Below are 18,147 nucleotides of genomic sequence, written 5' to 3'. Positions count from 1 at the left end.
AAATTACGCAATGATCTTGGCAACGACGCCGGCGCCGACGGTCTTGCCGCCTTCGCGGATGGCGAAGCGCAGACCTTCTTCCATGGCGATCGGGTTGATCAGCTTGACGGTGATCGACACGTTATCGCCTGGCATGACCATTTCCTTGCCTTCTGGCAACTCGATCGCGCCCGTCACGTCCGTCGTGCGGAAGTAGAACTGGGGGCGGTAGTTGTTGAAGAAAGGCGTGTGGCGGCCGCCTTCGTCCTTGCTCAGGACGTAGATCTCGCCGGTGAAGTGCGTGTGCGGCTTGATGGAGCCGGGCTTGCACAGCACCTGGCCGCGCTGCACGTCTTCGCGCTTGGTGCCGCGCAGCAGGATACCGACGTTGTCGCCGGCCTGGCCCTGGTCCAGCAGCTTGCGGAACATTTCCACGCCGGTGCAGGTGGTCTTTTGCGTGTCGGCAATACCGACAATCTCGATTTCCTCGCCAACCTTGATCACACCGCGCTCGACACGGCCGGTCACGACGGTGCCGCGGCCGGAGATGGAGAACACGTCTTCCACGGGCATCAGGAAGGCGCCGTCAACTGCGCGCTCTGGCAGGGGAATGTAGGTATCGAGTGCTTCAGCCAGCTTCATGATGGCCTCTTCGCCCAGGGCGCCCTTGTCGCCCTCCATGGCGAGCTTGGCCGAGCCGTGGATGATGGGGGTCTTGTCGCCGGGGAAGTCGTATTTGTCGAGCAGCTCGCGCACTTCCATTTCAACGAGTTCGAGCAGCTCGGCGTCGTCGACCATGTCGCACTTGTTCAGGAACACGATGATGTAAGGCACGCCCACCTGGCGGGCCAGCAGGATGTGCTCGCGAGTCTGGGGCATCGGGCCGTCAGCGGCCGAGCACACCAGGATCGCGCCGTCCATCTGGGCGGCGCCGGTGATCATGTTCTTCACATAGTCGGCGTGGCCTGGGCAGTCCACGTGCGCGTAGTGGCGGTTCGCGGTTTCGTATTCAACGTGGGCGGTGTTGATGGTGATGCCGCGCGCTTTCTCTTCGGGCGCCGCGTCAATTTGGTCGTAGCCCTTGGCTTCGCCGCCGAACTTGGACGCCAGAACGGTCGTGATCGCCGCCGTCAGCGTCGTCTTGCCATGGTCCACGTGGCCAATCGTGCCTACGTTGACGTGCGGCTTGGTCCGCTCAAATTTGCCTTTTGCCATTTTTCAACTCCAGAAATTTATAAAGAGTTACAAAACCAGTGAATCACTACCACCGGCCGCAACGCTTTGCGCGCTGCGCCGGCTCTAAATATGGTGCCCTTTGCGGGAATCGGACCCGCGACCTCTCCCTTACCAAGGGAGTGCTCTACCACTGAGCCAAAAGGGCCTAAATTCTTCAAAAAGTCAAAAGACTTCAAAACTCTCACTGCAGTCCGGCGCAAGATCAACCAGCAGAGCCCGCAAACACCCCGAAACCGGAGCTTCGTGGAGCGGGAGACGGGAATCGAACCCGCGTCATTAGCTTGGAAGGCTAGGGTTCTACCATTGAACTACTCCCGCGCAGCTCTGCCAAATTCAACTCACATCAAACCACTCACAGCCCAAAACCCGCTTTACGCGACTGCCTTGCACTGGCCGCTTGCCAAAATCAAACAAAATCTGGTGGATGAGGCTGGATTCGAACCAGCGTAGGCGTTAGCCAACAGATTTACAGTCTGCCCCCTTTAGCCACTCGGGCACCCATCCTTCAAGCGAACCTCGGATTATGCCACGGTTTTATGTCGGACGAAATGCCGGGGCCTCGCAAAAACATTAAAAAATGCCGCCCGGGCCGCTTCCGGGGCCGGCGTGGGTTTGCGCCTGTCAAACTAGCACCATGAGCGCCTCACTTCTCCCCCCCTCGCCGCCAGAACCGTCCTCCCAGCGCCGGGTTAACCTGGCCTTGCAGGGCGGCGGCTCCCACGGTGCGTTCACCTGGGGAGTGCTGGACGCCCTCTTACAGGATGAACGCATCCAGTTCGACGGCATCAGCGGCGCCAGCGCGGGCGCGGTCAATGCCGTGGCACTGGCGCACGGATATGCCGTTGCCGCACATAAGGACAGCGGAACACCGAACCCCCGGGAGGCGGCCCGCGCATCGCTGGCCCGGATCTGGCAGGGTGTGGCCGCCATGGGCAGCCTGGGCTCCATGGCTGACGGCATCAGCAAGATGTTGCTGGGTGTCTGGCCCTCGGACAAAGTGGGCGCTAACTTTTTTAACGGCGCAATGAGTCAGTGGCTCTCGCCCTACCAGTCCAATCCGCTGGATATCAATCCCCTGCGCAAGCTGCTGCAGGCGGAAATCGACTTTCACGCCATCGCCGGCCTGGAGGTGCCCAGGGCCTTCGTGTCCGCGACCCATGTGACCACAGGCCGGGCGGAAATCTTTTCGGGCAAACGCCTGACGTTGCAGGCCGTGATGGCCTCCACCTGCCTGCCCACGCTGTTCCAGGCGGTGGAAATTGACGGCCAGTCCTACTGGGACGGGGGATTTTCCAGCAATCCGTCCCTGCTGCCCCTGATCAGCGAATGCAGCAGCCGCGACATCATCGTGGTGCAGATCAACCCCCTGCGGCGACCCGAGGTTCCGCAGACGCCGCACGACATCATGGACCGGGTGAACGAGCTGACCTTTAACGCCAGCCTGCTGTCCCAGATGCGCACCATCGACTTCATCAACCGACTGCTGGCCGACGGACGCTTGCAGGAGGGGGTGAAGTACAAAAGCCTGCTGCTGCACCGCATCGACGGCGGCGAGGCCCTGGAAGACCTGCCGTCGTCGAGCAAGATGTCGGCCGACGGTGCCATGATTGAAAAGCTGTTTGACATGGGCCACGGCGTGGCCAAACGCTGGCTGCGCCGCCATTTTGAGGCGCTGGGCCAGCAGAGCACGGTCAATATCCGGCGCGACTACGTCGGGAGCCTCCCCCAGGAGTTCTAGCCGGGCTACTCGGCGCTTTTTATTGGCGCTTGCCCGCCACCCGGACTTTGCTGCGCCGGCTGGCTTTTCGGGTGCGTGTCGCGCCACTCCCGCGCCTGCGAGAAATGGCCGCAGCCGATAAAAGGCAGCGGCGGCCGCAGGGCCGACAGCGGCGAGGGATGGTTGGCCACCAGCACCTTGTGGCGCTTCACATCGATCAAGGCCCGCTTGCTTTGGGCATGGGCGCCCCACAGCATGAAGACCACCGGATGGTCGCCGTCGGACACCTGGCGTATCAAGGTGTCGGTCAGCACTTCCCAGCCCTTGCCGGCGTGGCTGGCGGGCTGCGCCTCTTCCACCGTAAGGCAGGTGTTGAGCAGCAGCACGCCGTGCGTGGCCCATTTCACCAGGCTTCCGCCGGGCACCGGAAATGCGGGCGGCGGCGTGCCCAGGTCGCGCTGCAACTCCTTGAAGATGTTGCGCAACGAGGGCGGCAGGGCCACGCCGGACGCGACGGAGAACGCCAGTCCTTCGGCCTGGCCCCGGCCGTGGTACGGGTCCTGGCCCAGAATCACGACGCGTACCTCTTCGGGCGGCGTCAGTTCCAGCGCGCGCAGCGGCAGGGGCGGAAAAATCGTCGCGCCTTCGGCAAGCCGGCCCTGGAGAAAATCCAGCAGCCTGCGGCCGGTGGGACCGGCGAAAAAAGCCTCGGTGGTGAGTCGCCAGCCCGTCGCCACAGGCCAGTCCGCAGGGTTCGCGCTCTTCAGCTGGTCCGGAGAGTTCATGGACGCCGCCTCTTTCTCTTTGACTTACTTGCCGGCAAACAGCTGGGCCAAGGCCAGCCCCGGTTCTTCGGCCCGCATAAAGGCCTCACCCACCAGAAAGGCATTCACGCCGGCAGCGCGCAGGCGTTTGACATCGGCCGGCGTGGCGATGCCCGATTCGGTGATAAGCAGTCGGTCCGCCGGAACTTGGCCCAGCATGCCCAGCGTGGTGTCCAGCGAGACCTCGAAGGTCTTGAGGTTGCGGTTGTTGATGCCGATCAGCGGCGTCCTGAGCCTGAGCGCGCGCTCCAGTTCACCCTTGTCATGGACTTCGACCAGCACCGCCATGTCCAGCGACATGGCCAGCGCCTCGAGCGACTTCATCTGCGCATCGTCCAGGCAGGCTGCGATCAACAGGATGCAGTCGGCGCCCATGACACGCGCTTCGTACACCTGATAAGGATCGACCATGAAGTCCTTGCGCAGCACCGGCAGGCCGCAGGAAGCCCGGGCCTGCTTCAGGTAGTCGATGCTGCCCTGGAAGAACTGCTTGTCCGTCAGCACCGAAAGGCAGGCCGCGCTGAGCGTACCGTCGCCCTCGGCATAACTTTGCGCGATGTCGGCGGGGATGAAATCGGCGCGCAGCACGCCTTTGGACGGGCTGGCCTTTTTGACCTCGGCGATCACCGCGGGCTGGCCCGCCGCGATCTTGGCGCGCAGCGCGCCCACGAAGTCGCGTGTCAGCACACGCGACTCGGCGTCTTCACGCATCACCGCCAGCGGTTTCTTGCGAATCGCTTCGGCGATTTCCTGGCGCTTGACGGCGATGATTTTGTCGAGGATGTCGGACATGGTGTTCAGGCTGCCAGTTGTTGGGTGGTGGAAATCAGTTGCTGCAGGCGGGCCTTGGCCGCGCCGGACGCCAGCGCCTCGCGGGCCAGCACGATGCCGGCCTTCATGGAATCAGCCACATTGGCGGCATACAGCGCCGCGCCGGCGTTGAGGATCACGATGTCGCGCGCCGCGCCCGGCTGGTTGTCCAGCACGCCCAGCAGCATGGCTTTGGACTGCTCGGGCGTCTCCACGCGCAGCGCGCGGTTGCTAGCCATGGGCATGTCGAAGTCCTCGGGGTGGATTTCGTATTCGGTGATTTCACCGTTTTTGAGTTCGCCGACCACGGTGGCCGCGCCCAGGCTGACTTCATCCATGCCGTCCTTGCCGTAGACCACCATCGCGTGCTCGGCGCCCAGGCGCTGCAGCGCGCGCACCTGGATGCCCACCAGGTCGGAATGGAACACGCCCATCAGGATGTTGGGCGCGCCGGCCGGGTTGGTCAGCGGGCCCAGGATGTTGAAGATGGTGCGCACGCCGAGCTCCTTGCGGATGGGTGCAACGTTTTTCATGGCCGGGTGGTGGTTGGGCGCGAACATGAAGCCCACACCGACCCGTTCGATGCACTTCGCAATGGCCTCGGGCGAGAGGCCGATGTGGATGCCCAGGGACTCGATCACGTCGGCGCTGCCGGACTTGCTGCTCACGCTGCGCCCGCCGTGCTTGCTGACCTTGGCRCCCGCRGCCGCSGCCACRAACATGSWGCAGGTGGARATGTTGAAGGTGTGCGAGCCGTCGCCGCCGGTGCCGACGATGTCGACCAGATGGGTCTTGTCGGCGACGTTGACCTTGGTGGARAACTCGCGCATCACCTGCGCGGCGGCGGTGATCTCCCCTATGGTCTCTTTCTTGACGCGCAGGCCGGTGATCAGCGCGGCCATCATCACGGGCGACATTTCGCCGCTCATGATCAGGCGCATGATGTGCAGCATCTCGTCGTGGAAGATTTCGCGATGCTCTATGGTGCGCTGAAGCGCCTCCTGCGGGGTGATCTTGTGGGTATGGGGCATGGCGTGTCTCGTTTGCTGTGTTGCTTTATGGGTGCTGGACGGGATGGCTCAGTTCGCCGGATTATCGGTAAAGGCAAGCTTCAGGCCAAACGCGATGAACATGACGCCGGCCGCACGGTCCAGCCAATGCATGCCGCGCTGCACGGCATCGCGTTTGGCCATCCAGGCGGCCGCCAGGGCCCAGCCCGAATTCACCGGGATCGCGTTCAGGTTGAACAGCACGCCCAGCAGCACAAAAGCCAGGGCCTTGTTGTCGGTGTGGGGTGCGATGAACTGCGGCACAAAGGCCAGGAAAAATATCGCCACCTTGGGGTTCAGGACATTGGTCCAGAAGCCCCCCATGAAGATCGCCTTCAGGCGACGTTCCGGCTGGGCCGCTGCCGCCGCGACGAGATCGGTGGTGGCCTGCGGTGCTTTGGCAAACAGGATCTTCGCACCTATCCACAGCAGGTAGGCCGCGCCTATCCACTTGAGCACGGTAAAGGCCATCGCCGAAGTGGCCAGCAGCGCGCCGACGCCGACCGCCGCCGCGAAGATATGGACAAAGCAGCCAGCCGTGATGCCCAGACCGGCCACGATGCCGGCGCGCGCACCCGAGCGCAGCGAGTTGGTCACGATATAAAGAACATCAGGACCCGGCGTCAGGTTGAGCAGCCAGCCGGCCGCGATAAACAGCAACAGGTGTTGGAAGTCGGGCATGGCGATGTCCTTTCAAGCCTTGAGATGGAAGAACTGCCGGATGGCGGCCACGGCACGGTCCACGCCGGCGGTGTCCACATCGAGGTGCGTCACAAAACGCAGGCGATACAAGCCCGTCGCCTGTATGCCCTGGCTGCCCAGGTGCTTGAGCAGCGCCGCCGATTGCTCACGCGCCGCGCCCGTCAAATCGACAAACACGATGTTGGTGTGCGGCGGCTCGACCTGTAAGCCCTCGATGCCGGCCAGCCCGTCGGCCAGGTGTTTGGCCAAAGCATGATCCTGCGTCAGGCGCCCCACATGGTGGTCCAGCGCATGCGAGGCCGCTGCCGCCAGCATGCCGGCCTGGCGCATGCCGCCGCCCGCCATCTTGCGGACGCGATGCGCCCGCGCGATGAACTCGCGCGAGCCGCACAGCGCCGAGCCGACGGGTGCACCCAACCCTTTGCTGAAGCAGACGGAGACGCTGTCAAAACAGTCCGCAATGCGGCGCGCTTCGGCCAGCGGGTTGCTGCCCGTTTGCGCGGCCTGCGCCACCGCGGCGTTGAACAGCCTGGCACCGTCCAGGTGGCGCGCCAGACCATGCTTTTTTGCGAGCGCCGTGGCCTGCTGCACATAGTCAAAAGGCAGCAGCTTGCCGCCCAGGGTGTTCTCGAGCGCCAGCAGCCGGGTGCGCGCGAAATGTGCATCGTCGGGCTTGATGGCCGCCTCGATCTCGGCCAGGGCCAGAGTGCCGTCGCTGTGGTGGTTCAGCGGCTGCGGCTGCACGCTGCCGAAAACCGCCGCGCCGCCGCCTTCCCAGCGATAGCAATGCGCCATCTGGCCGACGATGTACTCGTCGCCGCGCTGGCAATGGCTCAGGATGCCGCAAAGATTGCTCTGCGTGCCGGTGGGCACAAAGAGCGCGGCCTCGAAACCCAGCAGGCCGGCGATTTTTTCCTGCAGCGCGTTGACGGCCGGGTCGTCGCCGAACACGTCGTCGCCCAGCGGCGCGGCCAGCATGGCCTCGCGCATCGCGGCGGTCGGCCGGGTCACGGTATCGCTGCGCAGGTCCACGGAAGCTTGGCTCATGCGGTCTGCTCCAGGAAGTTTTTCAGCATGGCGTGGCCGTGCTCGGTGAGTATGGATTCGGGGTGGAACTGCACGCCCTGGATGGGGAGCTCCTTGTGGCGCACGCCCATGATCTCGCCATCGTCCGTCCAGGCCGTGACGGCCAGGGCTTTGGGGCAGGAAGATTTTTCAATCGCCAGCGAGTGGTAGCGGTTGACGACGAACTGCTCGGGCAGATCGGCGAACACGCCCTGCCGCGTGGTGGTGATCACGCTGGTCTTGCCGTGCATGAGCTGCTGGGCGCGAATGATGTTGCCGCCGAAGGCCGCGCCTATCGCCTGGTGGCCCAGGCAGACGCCCAGGATGGGCAGCTTGCCGGCGAAATGCTGGATCGCAGCGACCGAGATGCCGGCCTCGGCCGGCGAGCAGGGCCCGGGCGAAACCACCAGCAGGTCGGGCGCGCGCGCGGCGATGTCGGCCACGCTGATTTCGTCATTGCGGAACACCTCGACCTCGGCGCCCAGTTCACCGAAGTACTGGACGATGTTGTAGGTGAAGCTGTCGTAGTTGTCGATCATCAAGAGCTTGTTGCGCTTCATGGTTCAGGCCTCCTGGCGCAGGCGTTGAAACTCGCCGCGCTCAAAGTCAATGGATGCGGCAATCATGGCGCGGTAGGCCGCTTCCAGGATGGCCTCGGGGGCGCCGGCCGCGCGGGCCTGGGCACGCACGCGGTCTACGATGAATTCGATGCGCGCCTGGTCGACGATGTCGCCAGCGCTTTGTTTGATGCGCGCCGCCTGCGCGACATAAGCGCTGCGCTCGGCGACCAGCGCCACGATGCGGTCGTCGAGCGCGTCGATGTTGCGGCGCACGTCGGCCATGCTGCGGCAGTGCTCGACGGGTGGACGGTTCACCGTGCTCATTCCAGCCCCTCCTCGACGAGTTCGGAGGCCCGCAGCAGTGCGCGCGCCTTGGCCTCGGTTTCCTTCCATTCGAGCTCGGGCACCGAATCGGCGACCACGCCGGCCGCCGCCTGCACGTAAAGCGTCTGGTCCTTGATGATGCCGGTGCGGATGGCGATCGCAACGTCCATATCGCCGGCATAACTGAGGTAGCCGCAGGCGCCGCCGTAAAGGCCCCGCTTGGTGGGCTCGAGCTGGTCGATGATTTCCATGGCGTGGACCTTGGGCGCGCCGGTCAGCGTGCCGGCCGGGAAGGTGGCCTTGAGCACATCCATGCTGGTCATGCCGTCCAGCAGCACGCCTTCGACGTTGCTCACAATGTGCATCACGTGGCTGTAACGCTCGACCGCGAAAGCCTCGGTGACCTTCACCGTGCCGGTCTTGGCGATACGGCCTATGTCGTTGCGCGCGAGGTCTATCAGCATGACGTGCTCGGCGCGCTCTTTCGGGTCGTTGACCAGCTCGTGCTCGACAGCCTTGTCGGCCTCGGGCGACGAAGCGCGCGGGCGGGTGCCGGCAAGCGGCCTGATGGTGATTTTTTGCCCTTCGCTGATTTGCTCCTGCCGCACCAGGATTTCGGGCGAAGCCCCCACCACATGGAAGTCGCCGAAGTGGTAGTAATACATATAGGGCGAGGGATTGAGCGAACGCAGCGCGCGGTACAGGCTTAGCGGCGACTCGGTATAGCGCTTTTTGATGCGCTGGCCGACCTGCACCTGCATGAAGTCGCCGGCTTCGATCAGGCGCTTGGCCTTTTCCACGGCAGCGATGTAGTCAGCCTTGGCGAAGTCGCGTTCGGCCGGGTAGCCCTGCGAAGGCTTGACCACCGGGGCGCTGACCGAATACTTGAGCTTTTCCCTGAGTTCGCGCAAACGCTTCTTGGCGTTGGCATAGGCCTCGGGCTGGGCCGGGTCGGCATAGACAATCAGGTAGAGCTTGCCCGAGAGGTTGTCGATCACCGCCAGCTCTTCGCACTGCAGCAGCAGGATGTCGGGGCAGCCCAGGGTGTCGGGCGGGCAGCTGGTTTCGAGTTTTTTTTCGATGTGGCGCACCGCGTCGTAGCCGAAATAGCCGGCCAGGCCGCCGCAAAACCGCGGCAGTCCCGGCCGCAGCGCGACCTTGAAACGCTTCTGGTAGTCGGCGATGAAGTCCAGCGGGTTGGCTGTGGAGGTTTCCACAACACGGCCGTCCGTCACCACCTCGGTGACCCGGTCGGCGCCAAAGCCCGAGGCGCGCACCAGCGTGCGGGCCGGCAGGCCGATGAAGCTGTAGCGGCCGAAGCGTTCCCCGCCGACGACGGACTCCAGCAGGAAGCTGAATTTGCCGCCGTCCTTGGAGTGCGCGAGCTTGAGGTACAGGGATAAAGGCGTTTCAAGGTCGGCAAACGCTTCCGCCATCAGTGGAATACGGTTGTAGCCCTGGCCGGCAAGGCTTTTGAATTCGAGTTCAGTGATCACGGTCAATCCTTTTCAGGGAGGCAAGGCGCATAAAAGCGCTGCCGCCTGTCATTCAACACGCCCCGAAGACCGGGGCCGGGATGCTCCCGCAGGCTGCGGAGGGCATCAACAAAGAAAGGGGGTGTCGCAGAACCTGCGGCAAGTGCACGGGCCGGGGCAGCGCTGTCAGCGTGCCGGCCCGCATGCGCCTCAGGCGAGCGGGAAATGACAGGTACGCCAGGGCCAGGCTCCCCGGTCGCCACAACCTGTTTGAATGATGCGATGAATGAACATGTAGGCCAAAGTGTAGCAAAGACCGGAGCCGGTCGGCCCCCGCTGGGCATCAAAAAGCCGGACCAGGGCCCGGCAAGGGCCGGTGAGCGGGCCCCTAGTACTAATGCTTATCTCGCAAACCCTCTTGCGAGGGGCTGCCCCTGAACTCGAAAATGAGGAGATAAAAAACGAACGCTCGTTCTATTCCAACCATTCTTTGGAGACAATCCATGACTTTGACAACGCGATGCCTTGCGGGCCTGGCCGGCCTGATGCTCTCATTCGGCGCCCTTGCTGCGCCGATGGAGGTGTCGGGCGTCAAACTCGACGACCCGATCGAGGTTCACGGCACCAAACTGCAGCTCAATGGAGCTGGCATTCGCTACAAGGCGGTGTTCAAGGTCTATGTGGCCGCTATGTACCTGCCTAAAAAGGCCGCTACCCCCGAGGAGGTTTACACCATGGCTGGCCCCAAGCGCATCAGCATCACCTTGCTGCGCGATATCGACTCCAATGAACTGGGCAAGAGCTTCACCACGGCCTTCACTGAAAACGCACCCAAGGCGGAAATGTCCAAGCTCATCCCCGGACTCATCAAGATGGGCCAGCTCTTTGCCGACCAGAAGAAGCTGGTGGCCGGCGAGGGCTTCACCATCGACTGGGTTCCCGGAACCGGAACCGTCATCTCGGTCAAAGGCAAACCGCAAGGCGAGCCCTTCAAGGAAGTCGAATTTTTCAATGCCCTGGTGCGCATCTGGCTAGGCCCGCAGCCCGCCGACTGGAAACTCAAGGATGCGATGCTGGGCAAGACGAACTAGGAAACTGCGCTGGGCCTCAACGGGACCGCGGCTTTCACACGATCAACGGGGCGCAAGCCCCGTTGCCGTTTTTACCGCGTCATTTTTGAAAACGCAGCCCGGCCAGCGAGTCGAGAAAGCCGTCAGCGTCCACCTCACGCACCGGTTCGCCATGGTTGTAGCCATAGGTCACCAGCAGCACGGGACAACCGGCCGCCCGCGCGGCCCGCGCGTCATTGCTGGAGTCGCCGATCATCAGCGTGCGCGCGGGCGCGGTGCCCAGCGCCTCGCAGGTCTTGAGCAAGGGCAAGGGATCGGGTTTCTTGCGCTCAAACGAGTCGCCGCCAAACACCTCGCTGAAAAAACCGTCCAGACCTTTGAGCCTGAGCAGTTGGCGCGCCATGGCGAGCGGCTTGTTGGTCAGGCAGGCCAGCTTGAGCCCGGCTTGCTGCAAGGTGTGCAGCCCTTCCAGCCCACCCGCATACACCGTCGAATGCAATCCGTTGATGGCCGCGTAATGCCGCTGGTAGCTGGCAAAGGCTTCGGCATAGCGCGCCGGCAAATCCGCCGCCGCATGCGCCAGCACCGCCCTCACGAGGTTTTCAGAGCCTTTTCCCACCATGCGCTCCACGGTCGCCGCATCAAGTTGATGGTGCGCCTGGCCAGGCCGATGCAGGTCGGCCAGCATCGCGTTCACGGCGGCCACGAAGTCTCCGAGCGTGTCCACCAGCGTGCCATCGAGATCCACCATGGCGGCATCAAAATGGGTATGGTTCAAGGTAATAGAGTTCAAAATGCGGCGGTCGCTCAATGAGTGTTGGTGCCAGTTCCAGTTTGATCACTTTCAGCAGTTTGTGCCGATGACGAACTGACCAGTGCTGTCATTGAGAAAACCCTGGTCACTCTGAAACTGGCACACCTGGTCAATTTAGCGTCGGCGGCCACAGTCTATGTGCGGAACCAGGCATCGATAGCACTCGCCGGCTATGCTGGTAGTACTACCAAAGTGTCAGCACACTGTTATGCGCGGCACTACGTCAGGGTCATAGATCTTGCCACGCTGCTCGTAGTGTCGATGGACCACAGCCGTCCTTGCGCATCGAACACCAGGCAGTGCCCGGCGCTCAGGCGGATCTGGGGTTGGGCCTGTGCCGGCCAGTCCAGCTTGGAGCGCACCTGACCATCACTCAGCGACACCACAACCACCTGGCTGCGTGTGTGCCCGCTGACACACACCAACAACCACGATGCGTCGACGACCGCGTGCACCTCGCCGGTGAGTTCGGCATGGCCCGCAAACGGTTCCAGCGCAAAGGTGCGGGTGTGCAAGCGATAGCTCACGCAGGCACGACCCTGGTCGTCCGGTGCGAGGGTGATGTCGATCACACCGCCGTTGGGGTAGAGCACGCGCAAGGCGGTGTGGGGTAGTCGCTGGGGCATGGTTTCGCCGCGCGCCAGCAGGCGGCGCAATGGCAGGCCATAGCGCCACAGCTCCAGGTTGCCCTGTTGATCTTCCAGCACCAGTTGCTCCACATGGGCGTTGACCGACAGCCCCCGGACCTGCCCAGGTAGATCGGCTACTTGCCACAATACCTCCTGAAGTCCATGCTGGGTGTCGAGCACGCGCAATCGTGTGCCGCTGGCCACTGTCCAGGCAATGCCGTCAAATTCGGTGGCCACATGGGCCAACTCGGCCATGCCCAGGTCCTGCACCTCGCGTTTGGCCAGGTCCAGCCGGCTCACCCGCGAGACGCGGTCGCGCTGCGCCAGCACCAGCGCCATTTGGCGGGTGTGGGCAATCACAATGCGCTCGGCAGGTACGGCAAAGCGCGCCGTGATACGGCCGTGGCGGTCGACGATGGCTGCACCGGCTTCGCCCAGTGCCACCAGGTGGCGTCCGTCGTCCAGAGGCACTGCATCCAGAATCGCAAGGCTACCGGCGTCAGGACACTGGCCCAGCATCGTGGTTTTTGTCAGTCCCAGTCCTTGCGGGGTCACCGCAGGCAGCGCCGCGTTGGGCAGGTCCGCCTGCAGCCAGGGGTCGGCAGCCAGCGTCACCAGGCGCTGCAGGTCGGTCTTGGTCAGGCGGCCGTGGCTGGCCTGGTCGGCCAAGACCGCCGGCAGCACGATGCGTGCAAGTTGCTTCACCTGCGCCGGCCGTTCTTTCAGCGCCAGCAATGCCTGAGCCACTGCATGGCGCTCGTCCTGGCATGCGGGGTCGTCGCGCAAGGTTTGCAGGCGCTGCGCGCAGTCGACCCAGGTTTCGGGCAATAGCACAGCGCGTTTGACGAGCGCCCGTGCACCGAGCTGTCCTTCGGCGGATTCGGCGGTCAATAGCCACTGCGTGGCGCGCGCGCGCTCGGCGGCAAGCGGCCACATGGCGTCTACCGCGCCTAGCCAGTCACCCCCTGCGGCCAGAGTCTGCGCCCATTCCTGGCGCAGGCGCGCTGCGGCGTCGGGCCAGCGTTTTTCCAGTTGCAACACTGCATGGCTAAACGCTTTATCTCGCCGCGCCACCGCCAGTGCCATGCGCCAATCCCCCGCCAGACAGTGCATGCGCACGATCACATCGGCCGCACAATCCCAGGCCAGCGCGAGTTCCGCAGCTTGTTGGTAGCGCCCATGCTTTTCCAGATAGTCCAGCGCCTCCTGGCGCGACTGGAGCAGCTCGGCCAGCACGAAAACCGCCTCGTCGACCCGTCCGGCGCGGTCCAATTTCTCGAAGGTCTGGCGGTACAGCTGGCGCAGATGGGCATCCAGGTCGGCGCCAAAGTTGATGCTCGTCGCTGCAGCATTGCTTCGGTTCAGCGAAAGATCGTTGCGCGCACTGGGCGTTCCAAAAGCCTGCCCCAGCGACTGGCTATCGGCCCCCAAGGGAATGGCGTGGCGCAGGGCTTCGTCGAGTTGACCCGATTCGAATAGATCCAGCATTTTGCGCATATAGGCAGCTTGGCGGCGCCCCAGCAGCTGTGACAGTTGGGTGGTGATGGCCAGACGGGCCAGCCATTGGCGCCAGACCTGCGGCATGAACGACCCATTGGCGCGCTCTGGCAAGGTAAACGGTGGCTTGCCGCCAGCGCGTGCCACGGGCGATGCCGTCGCTGGGGGCGCGGGTGTGGAGTTCCAGGAGGTGCCACTACGCAGGCCACGGCGCAGAAACAGCGCCAGCAGCACAAAGCCGATCAACTTGAGCAAGCCGACACTGACAAGGCCCGAGCCGTTGAACAGCATCGCCACCAGCAAGACCACCAACACAACGGCAACCCACGGTGGCCAGCGAAAGACGGATTGCGGTGACGCGGCAAGGCCCGGCGGGCGTGTCGAATCCACGGCGTTGCCGGTTTGGCGATTGGCCATGGCAGCAAGAAATTCGCGTTGCGCTTCGGTGGGCGCACCAACGCGGCCGTTCAACACATCGCGCACGTCGCGTGCCGCCGTCGGCAACAGGTCGATCGCGACGGGCAGCGTCGCACTGCAGTCATAGGTGTCGTGCAGGGCCAGGCTGTCGACGGCCAGCCACTGCGCCGGGTCCACCGGTCGGGCGTCGCGCACATGCAGTGTGCAGACCTGCGCACCTACCACCAGCCACACATCGGCCGCCGGTAAGGCCGCCGCCTCCTGTGGCGTCAGCGGTGCCGAGCACAGCGTTTGCCCTTGCTGGCGCAGTGGCCAGCCGCCCAGCGACTCGCATTGCAACTCCCGAACCGCAGCAAAGCGCAACAGATCCCCCTGCGCGAATCGCCACACCGTAGCACCGGGCTGCCAGTGCGCCAGCACCCGTTGGCTGCGCTGTGCTTCATCCAGCCAGTCGTTGGGAAACCAGAGTCCGGCCACCGGCTGATGACCGCGCAACAGAGGGTGGCGCACACCGGCCGAGGTCACGGTGTCGTCTGCTTCAGCCATGGATTGCGTCCGATTCGGGTGTCGTGGCGCCGCTGTGCACGACCAGGCGCAACACCTTGTCCGCCAGCGAGTACACGTGCAGTGCGCGATCCGCAGTGAGCATCGCTGTCAGACCTGTGTTGGGGCACACGCTGATCCGCGCAATGGCCGATGTCAGCGTGAGCAGCGGTTCGGCCCCGGTGCTTGTGTGTAGTGCAAGATCATGGCGGTTGCTGGCCTGCACCACCAGTGCGTAATCGCCCGACGACGCTATCTGCACCAACCCAACCGCCTTGGCACCCGGGGCCAGTTCAATCTGCCAGCGCTCATGGGGCACGTCAACGGCTGCTGATCCGTGCTGTACCTGCCAGAGTTCAGGTGCATCTACTGCCGACGTGCGCACCGCACAGCCACCAAACCCCTTGTTCCAGCGCAGTCCTCCGGTCAACAACACTTTGGTTTGGTTGTCAGGGCTCAAACTCAGTTGGTGGGTAATTTGCTCGCGACCATTGGACCCTGCAAAGCGAACCCACAGTTGTTCCTTTTCGCGGCTCACATAGACCAGGCGATGGTCGTCCACGGGTGCCATGGCCAGCAGCCCATGGTCCAGAATCATCGGGCCGCGACGCGCATCGCGAACACTTTTGTGTTGGTGTACGCCGACCCAAAAAACCAGGCGGCCCGCGCTGTCCTGCACAAACAGGCGCGAATGGCTGGCATCGCGTTGCCAGATGCACGGCAACAAGGAGCCGCGCCCCGGTGGCGCGTCAAACGCTTGTTTTAGTGGCCGCGGCTGCGTACCCAGCGCCTGGTTTTGCCAGAAGTACAGCTGCCCTTTTTGGCTTAGCACTGCGGTAAACGACTTGCCGCAGAATGCCGCGCATAGCAATTCGGCGCCTTTTCCCCAGTGTTGCTGCTTGTGCTTGCCGCGCTTACGTTCGCCTTGGGGTGGTATGCGAAAAATCATGACCCCTGCCTCATCCAATAGCGGCACCGTGACCAGCAATCCATTGGGCGCGATGATGGGTGCAAACTTCAATGACAGGCGGTCCGCCCGTTGCTCGTGCGCCCGAGCTGACGCTTCGGCGAAGAATTGACCGCGCAGCAAGCGCGCGGCCGGTTGTGCGGGCGGCAAGGGCACTTGCATGGCGCGTGCCGCAGAACCGGTGCGCAAGGCAACCTCCAGCGTGTCGCCGTTTAAACCCGCGCGTATCTGTACCGTGTGTGATGGTGGCCTGGCTTGCGCACGTGCGCCGTCCACCGCGTGACCTATCAACCAGGTTTCGCCTACGCCGATTGCGTTGGCCTCCAGCCACTGCGTCCATTGCGTCCACTGTGCATCTCCCGCCACGTCAAAGCTGCGCGTGCGCAACATGTGTTTGAGCTGCTCGGGCGTGTTTGCGTCATGCCACTGGCCGGGTTGGTGCAGGGCACCCCAGCGCAATGCTCCACCGGCTTCCTGAGCCCGGCGGGCCAGCAAAATCCACAGGGCCAGGTGCGCCAGGCGCGGTGCACCCAACTGCCACGGCCCGGTATCGAAGATCGCGACGATGAGCTTGTCGGCATGCATGGCCCGGGGCCGTGGTGCCAGAAACAGGTGCTCGCCACCGGCTGCGCGGCGCAGGAACTCGTCTGGCAATTCAGTCGCCAGCAACCACTCACTGGACAACAGCCGCTCATACGATCCCCGTCGACGCAAGTCCTCCACGCCATCGGGCTCGGCCACACCGCCTTGGCGGCGACCTTGAAAGCGCCCCAACAGGGGGTGCATGCGGCGCAGCACGTCGCCCACGGCGGCGGCTAGTTCAGGTGCAAACCACGTCAGCCAGGGGTGCCAGGCTTGTAGCGAAGGCGGTAGCGTCATCGCGTCGCTCACGGCCGCCTCCGCCGCACACCCCAATGCTCGCCAACGCGCAGTAGATGTTCTTCGGACAACGGGAGCTGGCGGTCCAGTGGCACGATGGCCGCTGGCGTGGGCCACAGTAGCAAGGTGCCACGGGGATGGCGTCGCAGCAGGGCCTGCGACAACAGGTCGCCCGGCACGTCAGGCTGGACCAGGGTGGGCAACCACAGCGCTGGGGCTTCGGCACAGGGCGCGGCATACGCAGCCCCGTCTACCCATGGCAAGTCCGCGGTCTGGCCACTCACCACCAGCACGTCGCGGCTGGCCGTACCCTGTAAGCGCATCAAGTGTTCTGCCGACAAGGCGCACAGACGCGCGTGCAGCCGCACCGCGTTGTCGCCCCAAGCAACGACGGCCAAGGGCACTACCGGATGCGTGCGGCGCATCCAGTGCCACGGTGTTCTTCCCTCCAGGCTCACGCCGCCACGTTCAGCACGGCAACCAGTTTGACACGCCACGGGGCCAGGATGGCGGGCAGCGTGTCAATGCTGAAGTTGGCATCGATTTCACGCAACAAAGCTTCGGCCTCGGCATTGCGCTCTCCGTCGGTCCGTGCGATGCAACCCTGGGCCGATTCCAGCAGCCGTGTCACGCGCGACATCGGTTGCAGCGTTGCTTGCTCCACCGCACTGAGCAGATTCGGGTGCGTGGAATGCGCCAGCAAGTCGCGCAGTACCTCGCGCGCACTGTGCTGGGCTTCTTTGGTCGGCAACACATACAAAATGGGCCACAGATCCCCCTGGGTAGCCTGTGTGCGACCCGCTAGTACGGTGGCAGCAGCGATCAGGCGCTGTGCCTTGACAATGCGCCGATCCGATAGCTGTATGCCGGCCTGACGCAACTGCCGAATGGCATTGGCCAAGGCCGGACGGGCGCCGTCCAGATCGACCTGGTGCAAGGCCTGGCACAACACATCCAGATGCACCATGGCGGCCTGCGGTGCAATCTGGCTGCGGTCAGACAGCCAGCCCCCGGCAAGCATGGCCTCCAGTTGGTGGTCTGGTACTGGTTCAATGAAGAGGTGCAACAAAAACCGGTCGGCAAACGCAGCTAATGCCTCGTCATCCGGCAGGCCATTGGCTGCCCCCACGCAAACCCGCAACGGGCACTGGATCTGAGTATGACCCCGCCGAAAGCGCCGCTCATTGAGCACACTGAGCAAGGTATTGAGAATGGCCGTGGAGCCAAGAAAGACTTCATCTAGAAACGCCACATCGGCCTCGGGCAGCATGCCGGTCACATCGGTTTCCACCGTGCCCTCGCGCAGCTTCTTCAAATCCACCGGCCCAAACAACTCCGATGGCTCCGTGAAGCGGCCCAGCAGGTACTCAAAATAGCGCCCGCCCATGGCCTGGGCCACCCGACGCACCACCGCACTTTTGGCCGTGCCGGGCGGGCCAATCACCAGCAGATGCTCCTGCGCCACGGCGCCCAGGACGATGAGCTCGGCCAGTTGTTCGCGGCCAATCAGACCCGCTGTAGCGGCGCGGATACCGTTGCGTACCTGCATAGCGCAGTCTTGCAAAGAGAGTGTCATACGCTTAATTCCAA

16 protein-coding genes and 3 tRNA genes are annotated in these 18,147 nt (G+C 63.8%); 2 read left to right on the top strand and 17 right to left on the bottom strand.

What is annotated here, in order from left to right; genetic code table 11:
* Positions 1–3: 3 nt before the first annotated feature.
* The 4 genes from tuf to AC1D1Y_RS16485 all read right to left on the bottom strand — a co-directional run bounded on the left by tuf (position 4) and on the right by AC1D1Y_RS16485 (position 1,719).
* Positions 4–1,194 (bottom strand): elongation factor Tu, encoded by a 1,191-nt coding sequence (gene tuf / locus AC1D1Y_RS16500; RefSeq protein WP_477683263.1) that lies wholly within the window; start codon positions 1,192–1,194, stop codon positions 4–6.
* Between the two features lie 91 nt (positions 1,195–1,285).
* Positions 1,286–1,360 (bottom strand) — tRNA-Thr (locus AC1D1Y_RS16495).
* Positions 1,361–1,459: 99 nt separating this feature from the next.
* Positions 1,460–1,533 (bottom strand) — tRNA-Gly (locus tag AC1D1Y_RS16490).
* Positions 1,534–1,633: 100 nt separating this feature from the next.
* Positions 1,634–1,719 (bottom strand) — tRNA-Tyr (locus AC1D1Y_RS16485).
* 130 nt (positions 1,720–1,849) lie between these two features.
* Here AC1D1Y_RS16485 and AC1D1Y_RS16480 point away from each other — a divergent pair.
* A complete protein-coding gene (locus AC1D1Y_RS16480) occupies positions 1,850–2,953 on the top strand; it encodes a patatin-like phospholipase family protein (RefSeq protein WP_477683262.1) in 1,104 nt (367 codons plus the stop codon).
* A 5-nt stretch (positions 2,954–2,958) separates the two neighbouring features.
* On the opposite strand, the gene AC1D1Y_RS16475 is transcribed toward AC1D1Y_RS16480, so the two are convergent.
* From AC1D1Y_RS16475 to trpE, 8 genes are read right to left on the bottom strand one after another with little or no spacing between them, the layout of a single operon-like run.
* Positions 2,959–3,717 carry a uracil-DNA glycosylase gene (locus AC1D1Y_RS16475; RefSeq protein ID WP_477683261.1) on the bottom strand — a complete coding sequence of 253 codons (759 nt, stop codon included), beginning with the start codon at positions 3,715–3,717 and terminating at the stop codon, positions 2,959–2,961.
* A gap of 24 nt (positions 3,718–3,741) precedes the next feature.
* Entirely contained in the window at positions 3,742–4,548 is an 807-nt protein-coding gene (gene trpC, locus AC1D1Y_RS16470) for an indole-3-glycerol phosphate synthase TrpC (RefSeq protein WP_477683260.1), read from the bottom strand.
* A gap of 5 nt (positions 4,549–4,553) precedes the next feature.
* Complete coding sequence (gene trpD, locus AC1D1Y_RS16465; protein ID WP_477683259.1) at positions 4,554–5,597, bottom strand: anthranilate phosphoribosyltransferase; 1,044 nt, start codon at positions 5,595–5,597, stop codon at positions 4,554–4,556.
* A 48-nt stretch (positions 5,598–5,645) separates the two neighbouring features.
* Entirely contained in the window at positions 5,646–6,296 is a 651-nt protein-coding gene (locus AC1D1Y_RS16460; RefSeq protein ID WP_477683258.1) for a LysE family translocator, read from the bottom strand.
* 12 nt (positions 6,297–6,308) lie between these two features.
* Positions 6,309–7,364: a low-specificity L-threonine aldolase gene (gene ltaE / locus AC1D1Y_RS16455; RefSeq protein WP_477683257.1), complete on the bottom strand. Its 1,056-nt coding sequence runs from the start codon at positions 7,362–7,364 to the stop codon at positions 6,309–6,311.
* On the bottom strand, positions 7,361–7,942 hold the full coding sequence (locus tag AC1D1Y_RS16450) for an aminodeoxychorismate/anthranilate synthase component II (protein ID WP_477683256.1): 582 nt from the start codon (positions 7,940–7,942) through the stop codon (positions 7,361–7,363). Before AC1D1Y_RS16450 ends, ltaE begins: the two co-directional genes overlap by 4 nt.
* A gap of 3 nt (positions 7,943–7,945) precedes the next feature.
* Complete coding sequence (locus AC1D1Y_RS16445; RefSeq protein WP_477683255.1) at positions 7,946–8,266, bottom strand: chorismate mutase; 321 nt, start codon at positions 8,264–8,266, stop codon at positions 7,946–7,948.
* Positions 8,263–9,762, bottom strand: a complete 1,500-nt coding sequence (gene trpE, locus AC1D1Y_RS16440) for an anthranilate synthase component I (protein WP_477683254.1) — start codon at positions 9,760–9,762, stop codon at positions 8,263–8,265. Before trpE ends, AC1D1Y_RS16445 begins: the two co-directional genes overlap by 4 nt.
* Positions 9,763–10,244: 482 nt before the next feature.
* Between trpE and AC1D1Y_RS16435 the strand changes: the two genes are divergently transcribed.
* Positions 10,245–10,832 carry a chalcone isomerase family protein gene (locus tag AC1D1Y_RS16435; protein ID WP_477683253.1) on the top strand — a complete coding sequence of 196 codons (588 nt, stop codon included), beginning with the start codon at positions 10,245–10,247 and terminating at the stop codon, positions 10,830–10,832.
* A 79-nt stretch (positions 10,833–10,911) separates the two neighbouring features.
* Here AC1D1Y_RS16435 and gph read toward each other — a convergent pair whose 3' ends face one another.
* From gph to AC1D1Y_RS16410, 5 genes are all read right to left on the bottom strand, one after another.
* Complete coding sequence (gph, locus tag AC1D1Y_RS16430; RefSeq protein ID WP_477683265.1) at positions 10,912–11,562, bottom strand: phosphoglycolate phosphatase; 651 nt, start codon at positions 11,560–11,562, stop codon at positions 10,912–10,914.
* Positions 11,563–11,843: 281 nt separating this feature from the next.
* Positions 11,844–14,714 (bottom strand): bpX6 domain-containing protein, encoded by a 2,871-nt coding sequence (locus AC1D1Y_RS16425; protein WP_477683252.1) that lies wholly within the window; start codon positions 14,712–14,714, stop codon positions 11,844–11,846.
* Entirely contained in the window at positions 14,707–16,569 is a 1,863-nt protein-coding gene (locus AC1D1Y_RS16420) for a hypothetical protein (protein WP_477683251.1), read from the bottom strand. Before AC1D1Y_RS16420 ends, AC1D1Y_RS16425 begins: the two co-directional genes overlap by 8 nt.
* Positions 16,566–16,982, bottom strand: coding sequence for a bpX5 domain-containing protein (locus AC1D1Y_RS16415; RefSeq protein ID WP_477683250.1), 417 nt, complete (start codon positions 16,980–16,982; stop codon positions 16,566–16,568). The genes AC1D1Y_RS16420 and AC1D1Y_RS16415 overlap by 4 nt, the downstream gene beginning before the upstream one ends.
* A 29-nt stretch (positions 16,983–17,011) precedes the next feature.
* Entirely contained in the window at positions 17,012–18,133 is a 1,122-nt protein-coding gene (locus AC1D1Y_RS16410) for an AAA family ATPase (RefSeq protein ID WP_477683249.1), read from the bottom strand.
* Positions 18,134–18,147 lie beyond the last annotated feature (14 nt).

It is taken from the genome of Polaromonas sp. P1_G1, from assembly GCF_056405595.1.
Note: the sequence above shows the minus strand (reverse complement) of the source record. Positions and strands in the feature narration are given on the sequence as shown.